General features: G+C 36.1%; 17 protein-coding genes. 1 reads left to right on the top strand and 16 read right to left on the bottom strand.

The genetic code is table 11. The features are described 5' to 3' along the window. Nucleotides 1–99 precede the first annotated feature (99 nt). The 16 genes from AX662_RS06665 to AX662_RS06740 all read right to left on the bottom strand — a co-directional run bounded on the left by AX662_RS06665 (nucleotide 100) and on the right by AX662_RS06740 (nucleotide 20823). Nucleotides 100–1728 (bottom strand): hypothetical protein, encoded by a 1629-nt coding sequence (locus tag AX662_RS06665; RefSeq protein WP_060971974.1) that lies wholly within the window; start codon nucleotides 1726–1728, stop codon nucleotides 100–102. Beyond that, entirely contained in the window at nucleotides 1725–3971 is a 2247-nt protein-coding gene (locus AX662_RS06670; RefSeq protein WP_060971975.1) for an AAA family ATPase, read from the bottom strand. Before AX662_RS06670 ends, AX662_RS06665 begins: the two co-directional genes overlap by 4 nt. Before the next feature lie 536 nt (nucleotides 3972–4507). After that, a complete protein-coding gene (locus AX662_RS06675; protein WP_060971976.1) occupies nucleotides 4508–5383 on the bottom strand; it encodes a sensor histidine kinase in 876 nt (291 codons plus the stop codon). Continuing rightward, nucleotides 5380–6066: a response regulator transcription factor gene (locus AX662_RS06680; RefSeq protein WP_060971977.1), complete on the bottom strand. Its 687-nt coding sequence runs from the start codon at nucleotides 6064–6066 to the stop codon at nucleotides 5380–5382. Before AX662_RS06680 ends, AX662_RS06675 begins: the two co-directional genes overlap by 4 nt. Before the next feature lie 164 nt (nucleotides 6067–6230). After that, on the bottom strand, nucleotides 6231–6863 hold the full coding sequence (locus AX662_RS06685) for a nitroreductase family protein (RefSeq protein WP_060971978.1): 633 nt from the start codon (nucleotides 6861–6863) through the stop codon (nucleotides 6231–6233). A gap of 90 nt (nucleotides 6864–6953) precedes the next feature. Then, nucleotides 6954–7640: a YoaK family protein gene (locus AX662_RS06690; protein ID WP_060971979.1), complete on the bottom strand. Its 687-nt coding sequence runs from the start codon at nucleotides 7638–7640 to the stop codon at nucleotides 6954–6956. Between the two features lie 144 nt (nucleotides 7641–7784). Further along, complete coding sequence (locus AX662_RS06695) at nucleotides 7785–8039, bottom strand: type II toxin-antitoxin system RelE family toxin (protein ID WP_060971980.1); 255 nt, start codon at nucleotides 8037–8039, stop codon at nucleotides 7785–7787. Continuing rightward, nucleotides 8029–8244: a type II toxin-antitoxin system RelB family antitoxin gene (gene relB, locus AX662_RS06700; protein WP_014632927.1), complete on the bottom strand. Its 216-nt coding sequence runs from the start codon at nucleotides 8242–8244 to the stop codon at nucleotides 8029–8031. The genes AX662_RS06695 and relB overlap by 11 nt, the downstream gene beginning before the upstream one ends. A 133-nt stretch (nucleotides 8245–8377) precedes the next feature. Continuing rightward, nucleotides 8378–9220: an aldo/keto reductase gene (locus tag AX662_RS06705; protein WP_060971981.1), complete on the bottom strand. Its 843-nt coding sequence runs from the start codon at nucleotides 9218–9220 to the stop codon at nucleotides 8378–8380. Nucleotides 9221–9313: 93 nt separating this feature from the next. Further along, nucleotides 9314–10480: a hypothetical protein gene (locus AX662_RS06710; protein ID WP_229040652.1), complete on the bottom strand. Its 1167-nt coding sequence runs from the start codon at nucleotides 10478–10480 to the stop codon at nucleotides 9314–9316. Nucleotides 10481–10971: 491 nt separating this feature from the next. Beyond that, entirely contained in the window at nucleotides 10972–13989 is a 3018-nt protein-coding gene (locus tag AX662_RS06715) for a glycoside hydrolase family 2 TIM barrel-domain containing protein (protein ID WP_060971982.1), read from the bottom strand. Between the two features lie 3 nt (nucleotides 13990–13992). Then, nucleotides 13993–15897 (bottom strand): PTS sugar transporter subunit IIA, encoded by a 1905-nt coding sequence (locus AX662_RS06720; RefSeq protein ID WP_014632923.1) that lies wholly within the window; start codon nucleotides 15895–15897, stop codon nucleotides 13993–13995. 110 nt (nucleotides 15898–16007) lie between these two features. Next, nucleotides 16008–17054, bottom strand: a complete 1047-nt coding sequence (locus AX662_RS06725) for an aldose epimerase family protein (protein WP_014634731.1) — start codon at nucleotides 17052–17054, stop codon at nucleotides 16008–16010. A gap of 70 nt (nucleotides 17055–17124) precedes the next feature. Continuing rightward, entirely contained in the window at nucleotides 17125–18126 is a 1002-nt protein-coding gene (galE, locus tag AX662_RS06730) for a UDP-glucose 4-epimerase GalE (RefSeq protein ID WP_002888050.1), read from the bottom strand. Between the two features lie 29 nt (nucleotides 18127–18155). Next, nucleotides 18156–19637: a UDP-glucose--hexose-1-phosphate uridylyltransferase gene (gene galT, locus AX662_RS06735; protein WP_060971983.1), complete on the bottom strand. Its 1482-nt coding sequence runs from the start codon at nucleotides 19635–19637 to the stop codon at nucleotides 18156–18158. A gap of 19 nt (nucleotides 19638–19656) precedes the next feature. Next, a complete protein-coding gene (locus AX662_RS06740) occupies nucleotides 19657–20823 on the bottom strand; it encodes a galactokinase (protein ID WP_013990347.1) in 1167 nt (388 codons plus the stop codon). A 140-nt stretch (nucleotides 20824–20963) separates the two neighbouring features. On the opposite strand from AX662_RS06740, the gene AX662_RS06745 reads away from it, so the two are divergent. Beyond that, nucleotides 20964–21959 (top strand): LacI family DNA-binding transcriptional regulator, encoded by a 996-nt coding sequence (locus AX662_RS06745; RefSeq protein ID WP_060971984.1) that lies wholly within the window; start codon nucleotides 20964–20966, stop codon nucleotides 21957–21959. Nucleotides 21960–21994 lie beyond the last annotated feature (35 nt).

The raw sequence follows: 21994 nt of genomic DNA on the forward strand, positions 1-21994 counted from the left end.
AGCCTCATTTATCAAAAAAACACTGGCATTCTCAGAAAAATTTATCAAGTACTATAACCTCTTTGAAGTATTTCAAATCGCCTACTAAAACTTCAATGATTATTTCAACAAATTACTATCTAAATTTTTCCAATCTTTGATTTTTTCATAAGCATCTTTTTTCAATTTTCCTAATGATATATTGATAAGTTCATCTTCTGATTTAAATATAATATCTCCATAAATAAGAGCATCAATCTTTTTATTCAGTTCACCTTCAGTCTCCGAAAATATAGATTTTAATAATTTTCTTTGCTCACGTCCGTACTCTTCTTCCCTATTAACCATTTCCTCAATATCAATACTATGAACTTGATACGCTTTGTCCAACTTCAAAACATCGTATATATCATTTTTAAAATTTTCTTTTTCTTCATCATCAATAGATTCACATATTAATTTAATTTTGTACCCTTCGTCTTTATCTTTTATTAGATCAAATTTTATATCAGAGTTATTCTCTTTTAAAAATGGATTATTTTTCAAGTCTTGTATATTTTTTATGTGATTACAAGTACTGCAACTAGGAATGAAATTATATAACGATACTGCAAACATTGGATACTTATCCTTACTATAAAAATGATCCATTTCAGCACCTAGAAAAGGCTCTCTATCATTAATATAGTTTCTATTACAATAAGGACAGACTAATAAGCCTTTATTATAGGGATTGATAAAATTTTTAACAATAAAAGTATTTATTTTTTCTTTTTTATTTTCTAACTCAATATCTTGAGTTAGATTATATAACCTTTTAAGTCTTTCAAAACTACCTGGATTCTTCTTATTTTGACCATTAATATATGTTTCCATGGTTTTAGGGTGGATTAAAATTAACTCACTTAGATAATCAACTAAATTAGTTATTTCCTCAGACTTTAACTCACAAATCAACTCTTTTATATTTCTGCTTCTCTCAGTTATTAACTTGTCAACAAACAATACAAAACCTTCATACCACTCTTCCTGTTTATAGTCGGAAAATTTTCCTTCTCTTACATTTTTTAATAAATGTTTGTTTTTTGTACCAATTATTTCTTTAATATAGTTTTCTATATCTTGTCCTTGTTTTTTTTTATATTCAGTAATCTTAAAATAATAATCCTCTTTAAAATAATGCTCTATAATCAATTTATCTATCAATGAGTCACTAGCGGTTCCGAAAGTACGTTTGAGATATCTTTTATATTCATTTTTAATAAAGTCTAGAATATATTTTTTCTTTTTTATATAGTCTAGAAGTTTCTTTCTCTCATTATTTAATTCACAAGTATCCCCTTTAATATTTCTCTCAGCTACAAACTTATCAACAATCAATACAAAACTCTTATACCAATCTTCCTCTTTATAGTTTGGAAATTCTCCTTCTCTCACTTTTTTTTGTAGGTGTTCGTTTTCTTTACCAACTATTTCTTCAATAACTTTTTTTAAATCTTGTTCTCGATTTTTTGCATAACCAATAATCTTAGAATAATAATCCTCTTTAGAATAATGCTCTATAATCAGGTTATTTATCAATAAGTCATTATCGGTTCCGAAAGTTTGTTTGAGATCACTTTTATATTCATCTTTAATAAAGTCTAGAATAGATTCCCTAATCGTTCTCTTTATATACTGGATAGTCATCAATTTGACGTAGGCATCGATAAACTCTCTTGGATAATTAGGAAGTTTTAAAGACATCATTTTCTTTCATTCCTTTCAAGTTCTTCAAGCTCTTGCTGAAGTTTATTAATCTGATTTTTGAGTTGATCAATCATACTGAGATCAGATCCTTCATCTATTTGGGGAAACGCTCTCTCAAATAACTCTTTAAGCTGGTTTGCAATAATAATATCACCAATAGAGTCAATTATCTTTTTGGCAGTTAGATTTCTTTTATTCTCTCCGAGTTCATAATATAAATTATCTTTATCTAGAGTTTTTTCACTAATCTCTGCACTCAGATATTCAACAGTATCTTCAATAGTTTTATAAGCATACTCACCCATCAACTTATTAAGAAAGAACGAACTCTTATATAAGGTATATATATTTTGGCCAAAGGTTTTTTCAAATTCTTGATTTATACTTACATCATTATTTTTTGTAAGGAAAATAACATTTTCTTTATAAATATCAGAAAGAAGGATAGGTGAATGACTAGTAATAATAAGTTGTAAGTGCTGGTTTTCAAATATTTTTTCAATGATAGGTAAAGCTGAATGAACCCATTTTCGTTGCCACTCTGGATGCAATCCTAAATCGACCTCATCCAACAACAACAGGAAATTATTCTTGTCAACCTCTGGATATCTTTTTCTCTGTAAAACTGTTTTCGCATAATTCAGATTACTGAAAGATCTTAATAGTCCTAGTTCACCAGAACTTAATCCTGTCCATTTTATTCGCAAAGAGTCAATAACTGCGGAGATGTCCACTTTTGAAATATTATCTATAATTATTGATAAAAGTTCAAAATCTGTACTAATTGCTCTTAATTTATACAACTGCTCTTCTATTTTTTGTAACAATTCTAGGTTTTTAATAGATGTTTTCCTTTCTAAATTATTCCATACCCTCTTAGGTGATAATATAAAATCGTCACATTCAGTCTTTTCAAAATAAGAATTATAACTCAATGTTTTAGCTATCATTGTACAAGGAGCTTCAAATATACGCCAAAAGTCTTGCCAAATATATTCTTTATTTCTATTATGAACCACATCAAAAAATAAATCTCTATAGTTAACAAGTCTATCAATTAGATTATCTAACTCTCGATTTCTTTCCCTCTCTATAATTATATCAGCATCAGTATCAATATACATAGCCATCTCATCTAATTGATTAAAAATACGTTCAATATCGCCTTTATATATATCCCTACTTTTATCTCTCTTTGTTAAAAATTCAATATATAAATGAAGAATATAAAAGAGATACCACATTCTTATCCAAGCCCGCCCTAAACCATACTTACTTAGTGACCCAGGTAAAGCTTCTCCTAATCGTCTCCTGTTAACATAAGTTGGTATGAGATAATTTACGCTAAAATTACTCTTCTTAACAGAAGACAAATGAAAATTCAAAAGTCTCTCAACATCGTCTAAGGTGTTTTCTGAGTAGTCTATTTCAATCATGTAATTAATCAATACCGAAAAATATTCTACCAACCTAGAATTAATAATTTTTTTTTCCTTCTCACTAATACTAAGACCCTGAACTTTATCTAAATAAATCAGTTGCTTACTTCTGGTGCCTACCCAATCACTTTCAAAACCTACTGTTACCCCCTTACGTGTATAATCAACAAATTTACTAACTTTATGCTTAAATTTCTCAACAAATCTTACTTGATTGATTGTTTCCCGTAAGTAATTATTTTTATTATTAGGTACCTCTCTATCCGTAACAGCTTGAAATTTATCAAGATTATATATATTCTCAAATCTAGAAGCATCAATTGCACCTTTAGGAATATAAATATTTCCATCAGAAAATTCCTCAGCATTTGAAAATTTTATAATATAAGGATGCTTGTAAAGGAATAGGCCTTCGTGAGGATCATCAATATAGAGATCTTTATCTAAACTTTGTAATGATATTCTACTTTCTCCTTCACTAAAGTATATATATATATTATTATACTGCTCGAAAATAAGATATATCTCTTTAGATCCACTTAATATTTGATTGATTATTGTTGTTTTTCCTGTTCCATTTTCACCAACTATAACAGAAATTTCTTTTATATTATTACTATATGGAATTTGAAATACAGCTTCCTTTTCTACACTAAAACAATACCTTCTCTTACTATCCTGTTTATGAACACCACTCTCTATAACTTTTTTTACTTTAAACTCTGGTAAAAAATTTAGTATTTTAAAATTATCATTTATATTTTCAATTAAGGCTATTAACCTATTATTATTTTCTTCCACCATCTGATTTGACCCTTTCTATATATCATTTTACAACACAAACGATTTCTCAGCATAATAAATCAATACTATCAAATCCACCTACTAATATATTAATAACTCCTTTCTTATATCATATGGAATTGTAGCCAACTTTATTTCTGATACATATATATGTATAATTGACTTTTTCCGAAAGAACAATAAAACCATGAATTTGAAGCTTTATTTTTCTAGTTACTACCGTTTAAATTAGATCTACTATTTCTCATCAAAAAACACACCTTAGTAAATAATAAAGATAATCAATTCCTCTTCTGAAAACAACAGTGAGAGTTTTTGAAACAAAGTAAGTAGCTATTTATTCCTTTGTACTGACACCAAAACGTTAGACAACTAACTTAAGTAAAGGATTTATTCCTATACTGTACATGACTAAATCCTTATCGTTCTATTCGTTTGTTGTTGTAATAATCAATATTGTCTACAATAGCTTGTTCCAAGGTAGTGTGAAATAAGGATGACTATATCCCCATCTTAACAATTCAAAACCTTTTAATTCATAATCTCACTGTTAAATAGAACCATTCATTCTCATAGGCCAGATGCAACTCACCCGATAAGACTTGGACTAAGTGTTCGGTGATATAAAGTCCAAGTCCAGAGGAATCCTCGGTGTCTGACAGGTTTTCAGAATAAAAGCGGGTCGTTAGTTGGTCCAGATGCTGTATCGGCTGTTGGACCATATTACTAACTGACAAATAAATGCCATCGTCCTTTTTCTGCAATGTCAGTTGAGCTTGAATCTTACCATGTTTTAGAACGTTACTGATAATATTCTGAAATAGACGTTCAAAAATATCAGCATCCATTTCGCATTGGATATCAGGGGTTACTTGAATATCTAGTGTAATCCCTGTCTCCTGAAACATGTCATAGTAAGGCAGGATAGACTTAACCACAAGTTGAGAAAAGTCCACATCTTGAAATTGTGGTTGGATGGCCCCCTCTGTTAATCGTCGATATTCCAACAAGGCTTCCAAACGCTTTGAAACAGTCAGTAGATTTTTAGAAATCTTCTCCATAGCCACGTCATCTTCACTACTACTTCGAAGACTTTGCTGAGCATAGCCACTCGCTACTGTCAGTGGCGTTCGTATATCATGGGCAATATTACTGATAGCCATATCCATGGTTTTCTTCTCTTGAAGAGCAACAAGATTAGTCTTTTCAACATGGTTAAAGAGAGACTCAATCTGATTCGTCAGGATAACTAAAGATTTTGGCTGGTTTTTAAGAGTAATCCGTCTATGGCTTTCTTCAACTAACTTTTTTTCAATCTGCTTTGAGAGAGACTTAACAGCCAAATAGTAACGGACGAGATAGATAGTCACACTCAGTAGGAGTACTGTCAATACAATAAGTAGTCCTCTCATGAGTCATCTCCTTTAAGTCGCACACCTAAGCCCCATATCGTTTCGATATACTCTGAACTCTCATCTACTTGGGCTAGTTTCTTTCGTAGATTACTCAACTGTGCATTCAAGGTATTATCACCTGATAGATAAGGGGCTTCCCAAACCGTCTCATAAAGGTCCTCTTTAGTAAAAATTTTCTTTGGATTTTGAAGGAGTGTGTGGAAAATTTGAAACTCTTTCTTACCCAAACGAATGACTTTTCCCTGACAGGAGACTTCAAAACTGTCTGGGTTTATCGTGATATTTTTGACTTGATAGATGTTATCAGGCCTACCACTTCCCTTGCTGTGTTCACGTAGTTGAACCGAGACACGTGCATAAACTTCTTCAAGATCAAAGGGCTTAACGATATAATCATTTGCACCATCAAGTAAGTACTGGCTAATCAAGTGCTTGTCACCCAAGGCTGTCAGCATAATGACAGGAACAGAGCTTCTTTGCCTGATAAACTTAAGCACTTCTTCGCCACCCTTACCCGGTAACATGATATCTAGGAGAACCAAATCAATCTCTTGACTTTGAAACAAAAGCTCTCCTTCGGTCCCAGAGTAGGCTTGGATAATATCATGTTCTTCAGAAAACAAGTTGAAAAGAATTCTCTGGATATCCTCATTGTCTTCAATTTGTAAAATACGTGCCATGTCTTAATCCTCCAATGATACTACCAATTGTATACGCTCACTTTTTCTTTCATCTTAACAAAAAGACAAATTAATGACAAGGTGCATTATGAGTTATTGATAGCATAAAAGGAAAAAATAAAAACCGTAAGCCTCCACTTCCGAGACTTACGGTCAATTATTTATTAAGCAAAAGTTGTTACATCAGAGGCATCCAGACGAACAGACTCAAAGCCTTCTTCATTGGCTTTCCCAAGAGCAATGAGCAAAACTGGTACATGACGGTCTTCATCAAGTCCAAAGGCTTTGGCAAGCCCATCTTTTTTATAACCACCGATGGCGTTGGTATCATAACCATAAGAACGAGCAACCAACATCAACTGCATAGCAGCAAGGCTAGCATCGATGTGGACAATTTCATTCATCATTTCGCGAGGAGCATTTTCATACATTGGCACAATGCTTGACAGTTGTTTTTCTTTGACTTCTTCAGGCATTTTTCCTTGAGCAACAGCCTTACCGTAGATATCTTCAGCTCTTTCTTGGCTCTTCAAATCGGCAAAAATAAGGACCATGGCTGATGATGTTTCATTTTGCACACCATTGTAGCTGACGAAAGGTGTCAATTTTTCCTTGCCTTCCTCACTATCAACGACAACAAAACGCCAAGGTTGCATGTTGACTGATGATGGTGCTGTGACAGTTTTATCTAGGATTTCCAACAGTTCTTCTCGCGGAATCTTAATAGATGGATCAAAGTTACGAATGGAACGACGGTTATAAACGATATCTGAAAAATCATTGCTTACTACAGGCATCTTATGTCTCCTTTTTTTGATTAAATGAAAATAATATAATCAAAATTATAACACAAGACAATTGTTATCAAAAATATTTGCTACAGACGACTAAAGATTAGTTTCCTTGAGCCCTAGCCGTTTCACTTCAGATGAATAGTAAACCATGATGATAATAAGACTGAGTGTGATTAGCCAGATTGACTTAAGATGCACAAAATGCATCAGAACGGCTGAGACGATAGCGCCAACGACAAAGCTCCCTACGATAAAGCTATAATTGACAGCCTGACGACGATATTCTCTCTGATCACCACTTCCCTGAATGGCATAATAGATGGCCGTTAACATCCTTCGATAATTTCCTGAGGTCATAAATATCACGAAGGGATGATTCTCAATCTGACTGCCAGTAAAAGTCTTCATCATGATACCTGCAGAAAAAGCGATAATCGGGAGCTCAATCAAGGCATTTGAAGGTAGAAAAGGCAGGATAGCTGTCATCACGCAAAGTGGAAGAAGACCATAAACACGCCAGTAGGCATTCTTACGATGATCTTTAAACCACATGCCAAAAAGAAAACCTAAGGAAAAGAAAAGGATGGAAAAGCATCGTAACATGTTATGGTACATGCTACTGTTCTGCCAGTCAGCGACCAAGAGAAGGATATTCCCAGTCTGTGTAGCAACCAAACTATGATAGTACATATGACAAAAGACATCCAAAGCCCCTCCCGAGAAACTCAACAAATTAGCCATCAGACGCGTATTTTGAGGAAGAAGGTTCCGCGATTCCATAGCATAACTTCCCTTCTAATAGTAATTGATATGATAGCCTTATTATAGCAAATTCGGGCACACACAGTATAAAAAAGCAACCCTAACGAGTTGCTTCTATCCTATTAAAAATTAACGGAACCTAGGATATTCTATGTCTTGATACTAATAGATATCACGTCTATGACCGACTTCGAGGGCAAGTATGATTAGTTCATTGTCCTGAATATTGACAATAACACGATAGGCACCAATACGATAACGCCATTGTCCAGTGCGATTGGCAACTAAGGCCTTACCCTTGGCTCTTGGATTATCTGTGACACGATTGAGATAAGCCTTAATTTGTTTCCTAACAAAAGGATCCAACTTTTTAAAACTTTTGGCAAATTTAGGGGTGGGTACTATCTTATAGGTCATCCCAATTTAGCACCTCCCCACCATTTTCAAGATAGTCTTCATATTCTGCCAAAGCCAAATCGGCTACTCTAGCGTCATATTCATCCTCAATGGCTTCTAAAGTTTTGGTACGAATTAATTCTGACAAGGATACGCCTTCGAATTTCGCAATGGCCTGCATGAACTTCTTATCTGCCTCTGAAACCTTCAATGTAATTGTTGTCATATCCTTAACCTCGTTCTCTTTTGTAACACCATTGTATTACCACTCCTCTTTTTTGTCAATTTTGATAATAGGTTCATACTTTTATTCGTAAAACAATAGAAAAAGCAACCCTTACGAGTTACTTGCAGTCCTATTAAAAATTAACTGTATCAGGATCATCCTGAGTTTTAATGCCTTGAATCTTATCCAATACTGCCATATCTTCCTCTGACAAATCAAAGTCAAAGATATCCAAGTTGGCTTCGATATTTTTTGGTGTCACTGACTTAGGTAGTGGCAAGAAACCTTTTTGAAGGCTCCAACGTAGGGCAACTTGAGCAACTGATTTTCCGTTACGTTCAGCCACTGCTTCTACATCTTCATTTCCAAAAATGCTACCAGTACCTAGTGGGCTATAGGCTTCAAGAAGAATGTCACGCTCTTGGCAATAGGCAACCAAATCTTCTTGGGCACAACCTGGAGCCAAAAGAATTTGATTGACATGTGGCACAATTTCAGCCGTTTCAAGGAGAGCATCAAGGTGATGCTGCATAAAGTTAGACACACCGATAGCACGCACCTTACCATCTTTGTAGGCTTCTTCCATTGCCTTCCAAGCACCTTCATTGCCAACTTTCCAAGCATCATTCTCACGAAGAGCCTTTGGATTAGGCCAGTGGATGAGCAAAAGATCCAAATAATCCACACCTAGTCTTTCAAGAGACTCGTCGATAGAGGCCTTAGCCAAATCGTAATCGTGCTTGTCATTCCAGAGTTTAGTCGTTAGGAAAATATCCTCACGCGCCACAACACTATCTGCAATCGCCTTACCTACAGAAACCTCGTTACCGTAGATTTGCGCCGTATCAATGTGTGTGTAACCCGCCTTAAGTGCGAAACTAACGCTGTTATAAGCTTCTTCCCCTTCTGGAATCTGCCAAGTCCCAAAACCAATTTTAGGAATCGTAACGCCATTTGAAAGTGTATATGTTTCCATCCTGTTCTCCTTTTCAAGTTGTAACAGAATTATCTTAAAGGATATAAGATAAAATTGCAAAGATTTGCTATGGCTTGTTTGATGAATAGTTCCTTACTTCTTTTTCCGCTTCTTTTTAAAGACAACACCATTTTCTTTAAGGATTTCCATGCTCACCTTTCCAACTCCTCTAATCGCTGCTACTTCCTCTTCCGTTTTCTTTTTAAAATCTTTAAATTCTATTAAGCTATGTTGACGAAGTATACGCTCCACACTTATTGAAAGTCCTTGGAGGGCTTTGCTTGGTTCTATACTTTTTTCCAATTCTCTAATTAGTTTGTGCAATTCTGGATTTTTCTTTTTCGCAACATGTCTTTGTGGACGTTTTGCACGATATTTTTCGATTAACCAAGTAAAATAATATTCTGACTGGGACAGATCAACGACTTGATTAAAAACCATTAAAAGACTTTGCATACTATTGGCTTCAAATAAGATAGGGTTGACTTTAAGCGTTTCGGCAACTAGACGCTCTTCATCACCTTGTTCAATCATTTTTAAATAATTTTCGAACTCTGGATTTTTTGCATAGAGAAGATCAAAATAGAAATCCGCATCCTCACTATGTCCCGTCATTAGAGAGACCGTCATCATTGGTACTATCATCAAATCTTCTTCGTGATATTCCATTTGCTCACATTCGAAAAAGCTTTTAGCCTTATCAAACTCCTCCAGATTACAATAGGTAGCCATCAATTCGTAACAGACTCCCATGTGATCTTGAACATCTATCTCTAGAATCTCTTCAAATTCCTTAATAGCAAACCGCTTCATACTGTTGCTTAAATAAAATTTAGCAAGATTATACTTCAAAGACAAATAAGGACGCTCGTCAAGATTAGCCCAGCCCATTTTTGGACCTTGATCCCACTTGGACCTTTGCTCTTTTTCTAAAGCAATTAGGCCTTTTAGATGTTCAAGTGGACTTTGAAAAGTTAAGAGCATCTGCTTAGCATCAAGATTTTCAGGATCTAGTTTTAAAGCTTCTGTCAAAAATTCCTGACTTCTCGAAGGATCTTCCTCGTGATAATGATAAGCCTCTTCAATGAGTTTCCAAGCTCTCTCCTGCTTTGAATCAGGGGAAGTAATCTCATCAAAAAGCCCTTGGTTGTATTGTCTTGCAAAATCTTCAAGAGCCATGTCCACACTGAGATACTCTGTAATATGTTCTTCTAAGAATGCTTCTGCTTTTTTTGTGAAGTCTTCAAAAGATGATGTCATCAATCTTCTCCAATCTATGTTTATTTCTCTAACTACTATTGTATACGTTTTCATAGAACATTACTATATTCTAAGTGAAATCAACAACCTCTTAAATTTTTATTGACAAAAATAGTCGCCAATCACAATACAGATAAGAATCCATAGAGTCTTATTTTTGGACATCTAGACTCAAAGTTGTACACTCATATTAGATAGAGTGCCATTGGACGATTAACATCAAGGCATAATCTTCAAGTTTCATTTAAAGCTACAAAAAATCATTAACTCCTTGGGAGTGGTTTAGTCCCTTCTCTATATCAATAACTTTAACTCACTTTTTCATAATTTTACTTGATCACTCCCATTTTTAAGGGAATTGAAAACTGAGTTATATTTTAAAAGGAAACAGAGGTCTGTTTCCTTTTTTCTTACTTCAAACCATGACAAAAGGAATCCCTTTCGAGTTTCCTTTATCAAATATATCGTTGGAGGCAAAGTCCAATAATACTTTAGTTGAGTGGTTCAATCATGAAGCTCAATTGATAGCTATCTGCTGAGCTAACCAAGAATTCGTCATGAACTGGAGCACCCCATGAGTCGTCACCACCGACACCCATTTGAGCAGCAAGAACTTTAATCCATGTAGCATCAGATTGTTGCAATTCATATTGATGACGAGCATTTTCAATTTGTTCAGTACTGTTACGCAAAGCACTGAATTCGAATGCCTTATTAAGTGCGGTGAATTTAAGACCATTATGGTTATCATCAGATACTGTAAATTCACGAGTACCATAGTGATTACCAGATTCTTGTGGCATTAGATATGGAGCAAATGTCTTTTCAACAGATGTTTCATATCGACCAAGATAGGCACCAGGAAGTTTATCAAGGTAGCTTTCTTCTGCACCGTATCCATAATAGCTTAGGTTTGTAAATTGTGAACCGATAGCAAATTCTAGACCAAATTCAGGGAAGTTTGGCAAACCTGCTTTACCATCATAGTTTGCAGTAACAAAGATTCGACCCTTGTAATCAACTTGATAAGTTACCTTAACTTCGACATCAGAAAAGCCAGGCAATTCATGAACATAAGTCACTTTAACAGAGTCATCTTCAATTTGAATTTGAGTATCTGTAACCTTACTATAGTTTCCAGCAACTTTCCAGCCTGCCATTTCGAATGGATATCCAGCACCACGATCGTTGTCGGTGTAAGCACGAGTAAAGTTAAGTTTAGGACCTTTCTCAATGAATTCAACACCATTATACTTAGCAGATACTAGCGTATTTTGTGCACGTGAAAGCAAGATAGAGAAGTTTTGTCCGTGGATTCCGATGTTGAAGTCGCCTTCAACAACATTCAAAGGTGCTTTAACTGGTGTTTCAGTGCTAATCTTTTCAGCAACATATTGACCACGAACAATTTCATGTCCTTTTGGAGCCCATTCAGTTGCTTCATTCTGAACACAAGCAACTTCATAAATTCGTTCAGCATTTGAAGCTCCAACAGCGAATTCTACTGGGAATGTTGCTTCTTCACCTGGTTTAACATCAAAGTGATATTCACTTTCGCTAACTTTTCTACCATCTTCGTAAACTCTAGCTAGGAAAGTATAAGCAGAAAGATCTTCAAAGACATTATCATTCTTGATAGTTACTGATTTTTCATCAACAGCAATCTTAATATTAGAGTAAAGATGTTTAACTGTTTGAAGTTTTGGAGTTAGGGTACGATCTGCGAAGACAATACCATTTCCACAAAATTCGTAGTCAGAAGGTCTATCATGCCAGTCACCACCATATGATAGGAATTCGCTACCATTTGGAAGTGGTTTGTAAATAGCTTGGTCAATGAAGTCCCAAATAAATCCACCTTGGTATTCTGGATATTTCTCTAAGTCAGTGTAGAGTTTCAATCCACCACCAGAATTACCCATTGTGTGCATGTATTCACATGAAATATAAGGTTTTTGAGGATTGTTAGTGAGGTATTCTTCAATATCAGCTGGTTTCGCATACATACGACTTTCGATGTCTGTAATGTAATCAAATTCACGACACCATGTAACACCTTCATAGTGAACTGGACGAGTATTGTCAACACTACGGAAGTAATCAGCCATGTCAGCAATATCTTTACCAGCATATGATTCATTACCACAAGACCAAATGATAACACTAGCATGGTTCTTATCACGTTGGAACATGTTATTGGCACGATCCAAACAAGCAGGCAACCATTCTGGTTCACTAGCTGGGATATTCCATGAAGGTTCGCTTAGACCAAGTTTTTGCCATGTACCGTGTGTTTCAAGGTTGGCTTCATCGATAACATAAAGTCCATATTCATCACACAATTCATACCAACGTGTTTGGTTCGGATAGTGAGAAGTACGAACAGCATTGATGTTATGTTGTTTCATCACTTTGATATCCCAAAGCATATCTTCTTCAGTGATACAACGTCCTGTTCTAGCGTTAAATTCGTGTCTGTTAACCCCTTTAAAGACAATTCTCTTACCATTCAAAAGCATGAGTTTATCTTTAATTTCAAAGTGTCTAAATCCAACCTTAACTGGAACGACTTCAACAACTTGGCCATCATCCAAAACATGAAGGGTCAAATTGTAAAGTTTAGGACTTTCAGCACTCCAAGGTTTGATTTGCAAATCTTCAAGACTTACAGATAGTTCACCGTCAGCATTAACAGATGCATCACCTTCTGTAACGATGCCTTCATGATCTGAAAGAACATATTTAATTTTCTTATCTTCGTAATCACCAACAGTCTTCAAATCAATATCCAATTGACCTGCTTTTGTTTGGTAATCATAATCTCCCTTAACAAAGAGATCTTGAACGTGAACTTTTGGAATAGCGTACAAGTAAACATCTCTGAAAATACCGTAAAGTCTCCAGAAGTCTTGGTCTTCCAACCAGCTTGCTGTAGAGTAACGATAAACAGCTACCGCCAACTTGTTATCACCTTCAACAAGGTAATCACTGATTTCAAATTCACTAGGTGTAAATGAATCTTCACTGTATCCTACGAAGTTACCATTGACCCATACAAAGATGGAAGTGGCAACCCCTTGGAATGAGATAAATACTTTTTTATCTTTTAAAGCATCATTCAAGGTAAAATGTTTAACGTATGATGCAACAGCATTTGATTCTTGAGGAACTTGAGGTGGACGAAGGAATTCTTTACCATCCCAAGGATATTGGGTATTCACATATTGTGGAGAACCAAAACCTTGAAGTTCCAAATGACCTGGTACATTGATGAAATTCAAATCAGTTTCATCAAATTCTGTTTTATAAAAGTCTTTTAAAACTTGATTTGTATTCTGAGCATAGTGAATTTTCCATTTTCCATTAAGAGATTGTCTTAACTTCATCTCCCCTTCAGAAAATTCTGCAAGAGATTCAAAATACTTATGATCTGAGTGAGCGTCAACAGTATTAACGCTAACAATCTTTGGATCGTTTAAGTAAGTTTGAATTTTTTCAGTCGTGTTCATAGATTATTCTCCTTTTTTGAAGGTAATAACTTCAGACAAAGCTTCTACCTTTTCTCCAACTTCTTGTTCAAGATGGAAAGCACTGAATTTTTCTGAATTGGTTACAGTGACAAGTACTGTGTCATCAAGACCGTTTTTCTCAATAATTGGTGACCAGAACTCAAGAAGTTTTTGTCCAACTTCAACACGATCACCTTGTTCTACGTAACTAATGAATCCTTCACCTTTAAGTTTAACTGTTCCGATACCAACGTGGATAAGAACAATGACACCATCTTCACTTTCAATACCAACTGCATGGCGAGTAGGAAGAACTTGACGAATGGTACCACTAATTGGTGCAAAGACAGCTCCATCAGTAGGTTTAATGGCGAAACCTTTACCCATGCTACCTGAAGCAAAGTGTTCATCATTAACACTTGAGAGGTCAACCAAATGGCCAGTTGTAGGGTTTACAAGAGATACGACGTTAGCTTTAACTTCATTTTCAGAAGTTGCTACGCTAAAGCGATGTTCCAATTCTTCAACAATTTCAGCGTGACGTGCTTCAGTCAAAGTGATTTTACGAGCAATAATGAAGGCTCCGATAAGCATTGCTGCTGCTGGGAAACCAAACATGCTAAGCTTAAAGATAGACTGTTGATGTGTTGTAATTGTTGATGCTGAGGCACCTGTTGTCATACCAGCAGCTACGGCAATTGTAGAAACAAGCCAGTTTGACATCGCACCACCAAGTTTATCAACAAGTGGACGAACTGACAAAGTAAGTGATTCATCACGGTGTCCCAATTTCCATTGACCATATTCTACTGAGTCAGAGATAATCATGAGGATAACAAGGAACACAAGAGGTTGTGGAATAAAGAAGAGTTCAGCAGCAGTCAAGATCATTGGAAGTGATGTTCCTGCAATACTAAAGATTCCGATACCACCGAGCATTACTGCAATACATCCATAGAACAAACGTTTACGGTTGAATTTACCAGCTAGGCTAGGGAAGAGTGAAACTGAAACCAAACCAACAACTGTATTCAATCCGTAAAGGATTGAGTATTTCCCTGGATCACCAAGGATAAATGTGAAGTAAAAAAGTTGAAGAGCATTAAGTGTATTAATACCAAGACCATAGAACCAATATCCGAGAGACAACCACATCAATTGGTCGTTTTTACCAAGAACTTTAAAGACTTGTTTAAGGCTAGTTTTTTCTTTGTTATCACGAAGTTTTGACTCAACTTCACGTGTACCAATACCAACAGCAATTGATGTAATCACACCAATGAGAGCAACGATAAATGCAAACCAGAACCATCCAGATTTATCTCCAGAGCCACTACTGTTCGTCATAGAGAAGAACAAAACGATTGGCATGATGGCAACACCTACAATATTGGCACCAATCGTAGAACCAATACGGGCAAAAGTTGCCATTTTTTCACGTTCATGACTGTCAAGAGACAAGGCAGGAATCATTGACCAGAAACCGATATCTTTAATTGAGTAGAAGACATCCATTACAAGGTAGATAATTCCGAAAAGTACAAGGTACAAGAAAGGATTTGTTTTATTCAAACCACCTAAATCGGTGAAGAGAAGCAACAAGGCGATAGAACTGATGATACCACCACCAACTACCCATGGTTTGAATTTACCATACTTAGTATGAGTGTTATCAATCATGTTACCGATCAATGGATCGATAAATACTTCCAAGATACGCAAAATAGCGATGATGTTAGTAATTAATAGTACGTAGTGACTATTTTGCTTTGGATCACCTGTGTTAAACAAGTGAGTTGTCACAAACATGATAAAGTATGTTGACAACGTTGCATAGAAGACGTCGTTACCAAAAGCACCAGCTGAATAGGATAGACGAGACTTCATTTGACCTTTAGATTTTCCCATTACGAAAACCTCCTGTTAGTTGTTTTTTGAATACGCTTACATTATATAAGTATTAGTTTAAATCGTCAATAGTTTTAGTGATTTTTTACTAAACTTTTACTAAAACATGATTATTTTGATGAATTAAAATATTGGAAACCGATTTCATAGCTTACACTATGACCCTCCTCCAAGATGATATCTCCAAAATCTGTATGATTAACGGCATCTGGGAGTGTTTGAGCTTCCATAGCTATAGCTTCTCGTCCTTTTGCAATTGTTCCTCGATCTCTCGCAAAGTAAATATTATCCTCTATAATATCCATAGTATAAATAACTAAACCATTTCTGTTTGAGAAGATTTCGATACCATCTCCACTCTCTTTATCATGGAGAACAGCTACTTCTTTCACATGATCACAAGTTTCCCCTCCAACTACAAAGGCATCATCAAAACCATTATTTGCTTCAATTCGAGGTAGCAAGTCAGTTGTCTTTCTGAAATCATAATTCGTTCCATCTACATTAATTTTTTGTCCTGTTGGAATTAACTCAGAATCCAACTCTAAACGATAGTCTGAATAGATTTGTAACTCATGACTTGATAAATCCTGTTTGTCGCTAAGATTAAAGTAAACATGGTTTGTCGGATTAAAGACTGTTGACTCTGTAACATCGAAGGCTTCAAAGAGTATTGTTAAGCGGTTATTATTGTTAAGTCTATAACTAATAGAGACTGTAACATCACCAGGAAAGCCATCTACACTTGAATAAAGTCTTCTAATAAATTTTGTCTCAACATATTCATCATTCAGGTTTGTGACATAGTTCCAATTTTGAACCTGCATTCCTTTTGGACCGCCATGTAAACAGTTTTCTCCCTCATTCTTAGGAAGGCTATAAAGAACCATATTATGAGTATACGAAGCTTTCCCAATTCTTCCAGCCACCCTACCAATAGACTGGCAGGCACATAAATTATTCTTATAGTAATCCTCGTAATCACTGAAACCAAGTACTATATTTTTAAGAGCACCAGTTTCTGTTGGAACCAAAAACTCCTGAAGTGTAGCACCTGTTGTGAGTGTGGAAATGACAACACCATTATTATTTTCCATTGAAATTTTACTGACATCGCCTGAATCAACTTTTCCAATAATTTCGCAGTTTATTTTCATACTATTTCCTCAAAAAACAAAGAGTACAATAATTATATATACTCTTTGACCCTTTTTTTTATTATTTTAATTATCCTCGATCATCGTACCCTTTTGGATGGCTAGAATGCCATGCCCAAGCACTTGCGATGATTTTTTCGATGTTATCAAATTGTGGTTTCCATCCAAGAACTGTACGTGCTTTTTCAGATGAAGCAATCAATGTATCAGGATCACCAGGACGACGATCAGCTTTCTCAGCTGGGATTTCTTTACCAGTTACCTTACGAGCGGCTTCAAGAATTTGAAGGTTTGAGAATCCCGTTGATGAACCTAAGTTAAAGGCTGTAGATTCATTACCTTTACGAAGATATTCAACAGCAAGGAGGTGAGCATCAGCCAAGTCAAATGGGTGAACATAGTCACGAACATTTGTACCATCAGGAGTGTTGTAGTCATCACCAAAAATCATGATTTTTTCACGAACACCTTGAGCTACTTGAAGGATAATTGGGAGAAGGTGAGTTTCTGGACCATGGTCTTCACCGATAGATCCATCAGGTTTTGCACCAGCAACGTTGAAGTAACGAAGTGGCACATATTTAATACCATAAGCTTTATCAGACCACTTCATGATAGTTTCCATCATCAACTTACTTTCACCATATGGGTTGATAGGATTTTGTGGTGTTGTTTCAAGAATTGGAATTTCTTCTGGGATACCGTAAGTTGCTGCTGTTGATGAGAAGACAATGTATTTAACACCGCATTCGTTCATAACTTCAAGCAATTTAACCATTCCAGCTGTATTGTTATCAAAATATTTGAGTGGTTTTTCCATTGATTCACCAACCAATGAATAGGCCGCAAAGTGAATAACGGCATCAACATCAGGATTTTCTTTGAAGACCTTTCTCATAAAATCTTGATCAGAGAGATCGCCTTGGTAGAAAATAGCATCTGGATGTACGGCAGCACGGTGACCGGTTACCAAACTATCTACTACTACTACTTTTTCTTGACCTTTTTCAACTAAGCGATCAACCATGTGAGAACCGATATAACCAGCTCCACCTAATACTAAAATTGCCATTTCTTATCTCCTTTCTTCAGAAAAAACAATTAATCAGCTAAATTTACAAAATCTACAAATGCTTTAAACTGATCTAAGCCTTCACTATTAGTCTTATAAACACCAGCATCTTCCAACACACGAGCGAAAATATCAGCAACTGATTGGCGAACAACTTTCTTCGCATCATCAGCTGTCACATTTGGATTTTCGGCCTTAAGTTTATCCGCCCATTCTTGGTGCATTGGAGCAACTTGGTTACCTTGACCTAATAGATAATCTTCAACATCTTTAAGTTCTGTTTTCAAACGAGGAGGAAGAATGGCCAATCCCATAACTTCAATCAAACCAATGTTTTCTTTTTTAATATGTTGAACATCTTTATGTGGGTGGTAGATACCGTCTGGATGTTCTTCAGAAGTTTGATTGTCACGAAGAACCAAATCTAATTCAAATTTACCGTCTTTTCTACGAGCAATTGGGGTAATGGTGTGGTGAGGTTGTCCATCAGACTCAGCCAAGACACCAGCTTTTTCGTCTGAATAACCACGCCAACAATTTAAAATTTTGGTTGCAAGAGCAATAAGTCTTTCCTTGTCTTCACTTCTAAGACGAAGAACAGACATAGGCCAATTAACGATACCAGTCTCAACATCAGAGTATCCATCAAAGCTAACTTTTTCTTTAATGCCTGCTACTTCCATTGGGAAGGTGTGGCGACCACCTTGATAGTGTTCGTGTGTAAGAATTGAACCACCTACAATTGGAAGATCGGCATTTGAACCTGCAAAGTAACCAGGAAATGCTTCAACAATTGATAGGAGACGACCAAATGTCAATGGACTGATGTGCATTGGTTCGTGCTTACCATAAAAGAAGATAGAATGTTCATTAAAGTAAGCATATGGTGAATATTGGAAGCCCCAATCATTTCCTTCCATTTGGAAACGAATAACACGGTGATTACTACGAGCTGGGTGATTGATGCGACCAAGATAACCTTCATTTTCCATACAAAGTTGGCATTTTGGATAATCAGAAGCTACCGCATTTTTAGCTGCAGCGATGGCTTTTGGATCTTTTTCAGGTTTTGAAAGGTTAATCGTAATTTCCAAGTCACCGTATTTAGTAGGTGCTTTATAAGCAATATTTTGTGCAATGGCTTTGACTTTCACATAATCATTGCGTTTACTTTGTGCATAAAAGTCAGCAATTGCTTGCTCTGGGGCAGATTTATAAGTATCCCAGAAGTTACGATTGACAGCACTAGGGCTTGGTGTAATCAAGTCCATGAGTTGAGCTCCAATGATATCTTGCTCTTCATTAAGATCACCTACAGAACCAGCTTTAACACCTGCTTGAAGCAACTGGTCTTTAAGGTCAATCAATTCAGAGCTATCTGTTTCAACATCAGCAACTCCTTCTCCAACCAAAGCAAAAACTTTGTTTGTCAAATAGATACGGTCCAATTCCTCATAATCACTATTTTCAATAACCAGAGTTACAAAAGTGTTTACTAAATTTTCAGCCATAATCTCTACTTCTTTCTCATTAATCAAGTACTCGTGAACCGCCAGCTACTTCAGCAATATAGAAGCTTGGTGCATAACCAACGACTTCTTCATAACGTTGACCAACTGCTTTTTTGAAATCTTCAACTTTATCTTTGTTTACAAGTGCGATGGCACATCCACCAAAGCCCGCTCCTGTCATACGAGCTCCAAGAACACCTTCTTGTTCCCATGCTGTGTGTGCCAAAGTATCAAGTTCAAGACCTGTAACTTCGTAATCATGTTCCAATGACACGTGAGAAGCATTCATAAGACGACCAAAGCCTTCCAAATCTCCTGATTCAAGAGCTTTACGGGCTTGAAGTGTACGTTGATTTTCAAGAACTGCGTGACGGGCACGTTTGATACGGTTTTCGTCTTTAATCAAGTAGCTGTATGCATCGAATGTCCAGAGGTCCAATTCACCAAGTGTTTGGATATCAAGTTTTTCTTGGAGTTCAGATACTGCTGTTTCACATTCCGCACGACGTTCATTGTATTTAGAATCTGCCAATTCACGACGTTTGTTAGTGTTCATGATAACTACAACATTGTCTTTAAGGTCAAGCGGCACCAAGTCATACTCTAAAGTATTGGTATCCAAGTAAATCGCACGTTGTTCAGCTCCCATACCAATAGCGAATTGGTCCATGATACCAGAGTTAACGCCGATAAAGTCATTTTCCGTTTGCTTACCGATTTTAACCAAGTCAAGGCGTTCCAATTTAAGGTCATAAAGTTTTTCAGCAATAACACCAATCAACAATTCCAAAGATGATGATGATGACAAGCCTGATCCATTTGGAATGTTACCATAGATGTAAATATCCATACCTGAATCAATCGTATGACCAGCTTCTTGCAAGAAATGAAGAACACCTTTTGGATAGTTTGTCCAGTTGTGTTCTTTTTCAAAACGAAGATTTTCAAGTGGTACTTCGATGATTCCCTTATCTTCAAAGTTACCTGAGAAGAAACGCAAAACTTTGTCATCACGTTTACGGGCCGCTCCGTAAGTACCTAAGGTAATAGCTGCTGGGAACACATGTCCACCGTTGTAGTCAGTGTGTTCACCAATCAAATTAATACGACCTGGAGAAAAGAAAGTATGTTCTGCTTCTACACCAAAAACTTCTTTAAACTTTTCTCTTAACTGTGATGTCTTCATAGGATGTACCTCGCTTATTCTTTTTTACACTAACAGTGTAACCCCTTTCACAAGGAAAATCAATATTTTTACTGTTTTTTTAGTAAAAAATAGGTAAAATTTTAGAATTTATGATATACTTTGGATGAAAGGAGAACAATATGGCTACATTAAAAGATATCGCAAAATTGGCTGATGTATCAATCGCAACTGTTTCACGTGTTCTCAACCAAGATGAAAACCTCTCCGTTACTGAAGAAACCAGGCACCGTATTTTAACTGCGGCAGATGAAATCGGATATACCAAACATAAGAAAATCGGAAACTTGAAAAAAGAAAAACATCAAGTGGCAATTATCCAATGGGTAAGTGAGGAAGACGAATTAGATGACATCTACTATTATAATATTCGACTCGGCATTGAAAAAAGGGCTCAGGAACTCGACTACGAGATGCTTCGTTATTTCAATGACATTCCTTTTAGTCTCGCTGAAGAAGTCATAGGTATACTTTGTATCGGAAAGTTTAGTCGTGAACAGATTACTGAATTGGAATCATTGGGTAGATCACTGGTCTTTGTAGATAGTGATACCCTACTTCAGGGACATCCTTGTGTGACAACTGACTTTGAAAATGCTGTTCAAACGGCACTAAGTTATCTCACTGAGCAAGGGTGTAAGAGCATCGGTCTTTTAACAGGGCAAGAAAAAACAACGGATTCAACTGAAATCGTTCCGGAGCCTCGTTTACGTTCTTATCGTAACTACTGTATTGAAAAGAGCATCTATGACCCTCTTTTGATTCTTTCAGGTAATTTTACAGTTCGATCTGGCTATGACCTTTTAGCCTCTAAAATAGCAAGTGGTACACCCCTACCAGATGCCTACTTTGCAGCTAGTGACAGTCTGGCTATCGGTGCTCTTAGAGCCCTTCAGGAAAATGGCATTAATGTCCCAGAAGATATCCAGATTATCTCCTTTAATGACACCAGTCTAGCCAAACAAGTTTATCCGCCACTTTCTAGTGTTACTGTTTATACCGAAGAAATGGGACGAACTGCCATGGATGTCCTCAATAAACAAGTCTTGGCTCCAAGAGAAATCCCGACACTTACTATGTTGGGCACTAAACTGACTCTGAGAGAAAGTACGAAATAACAATCATTTAATAGACAAAAGGTGGTCGCCAACAG

Origin of the sequence: Streptococcus sp. CCH5-D3 (genome assembly GCF_001556435.1) — a bacterium.
Taxonomy (GTDB): domain Bacteria; phylum Bacillota; class Bacilli; order Lactobacillales; family Streptococcaceae; genus Streptococcus.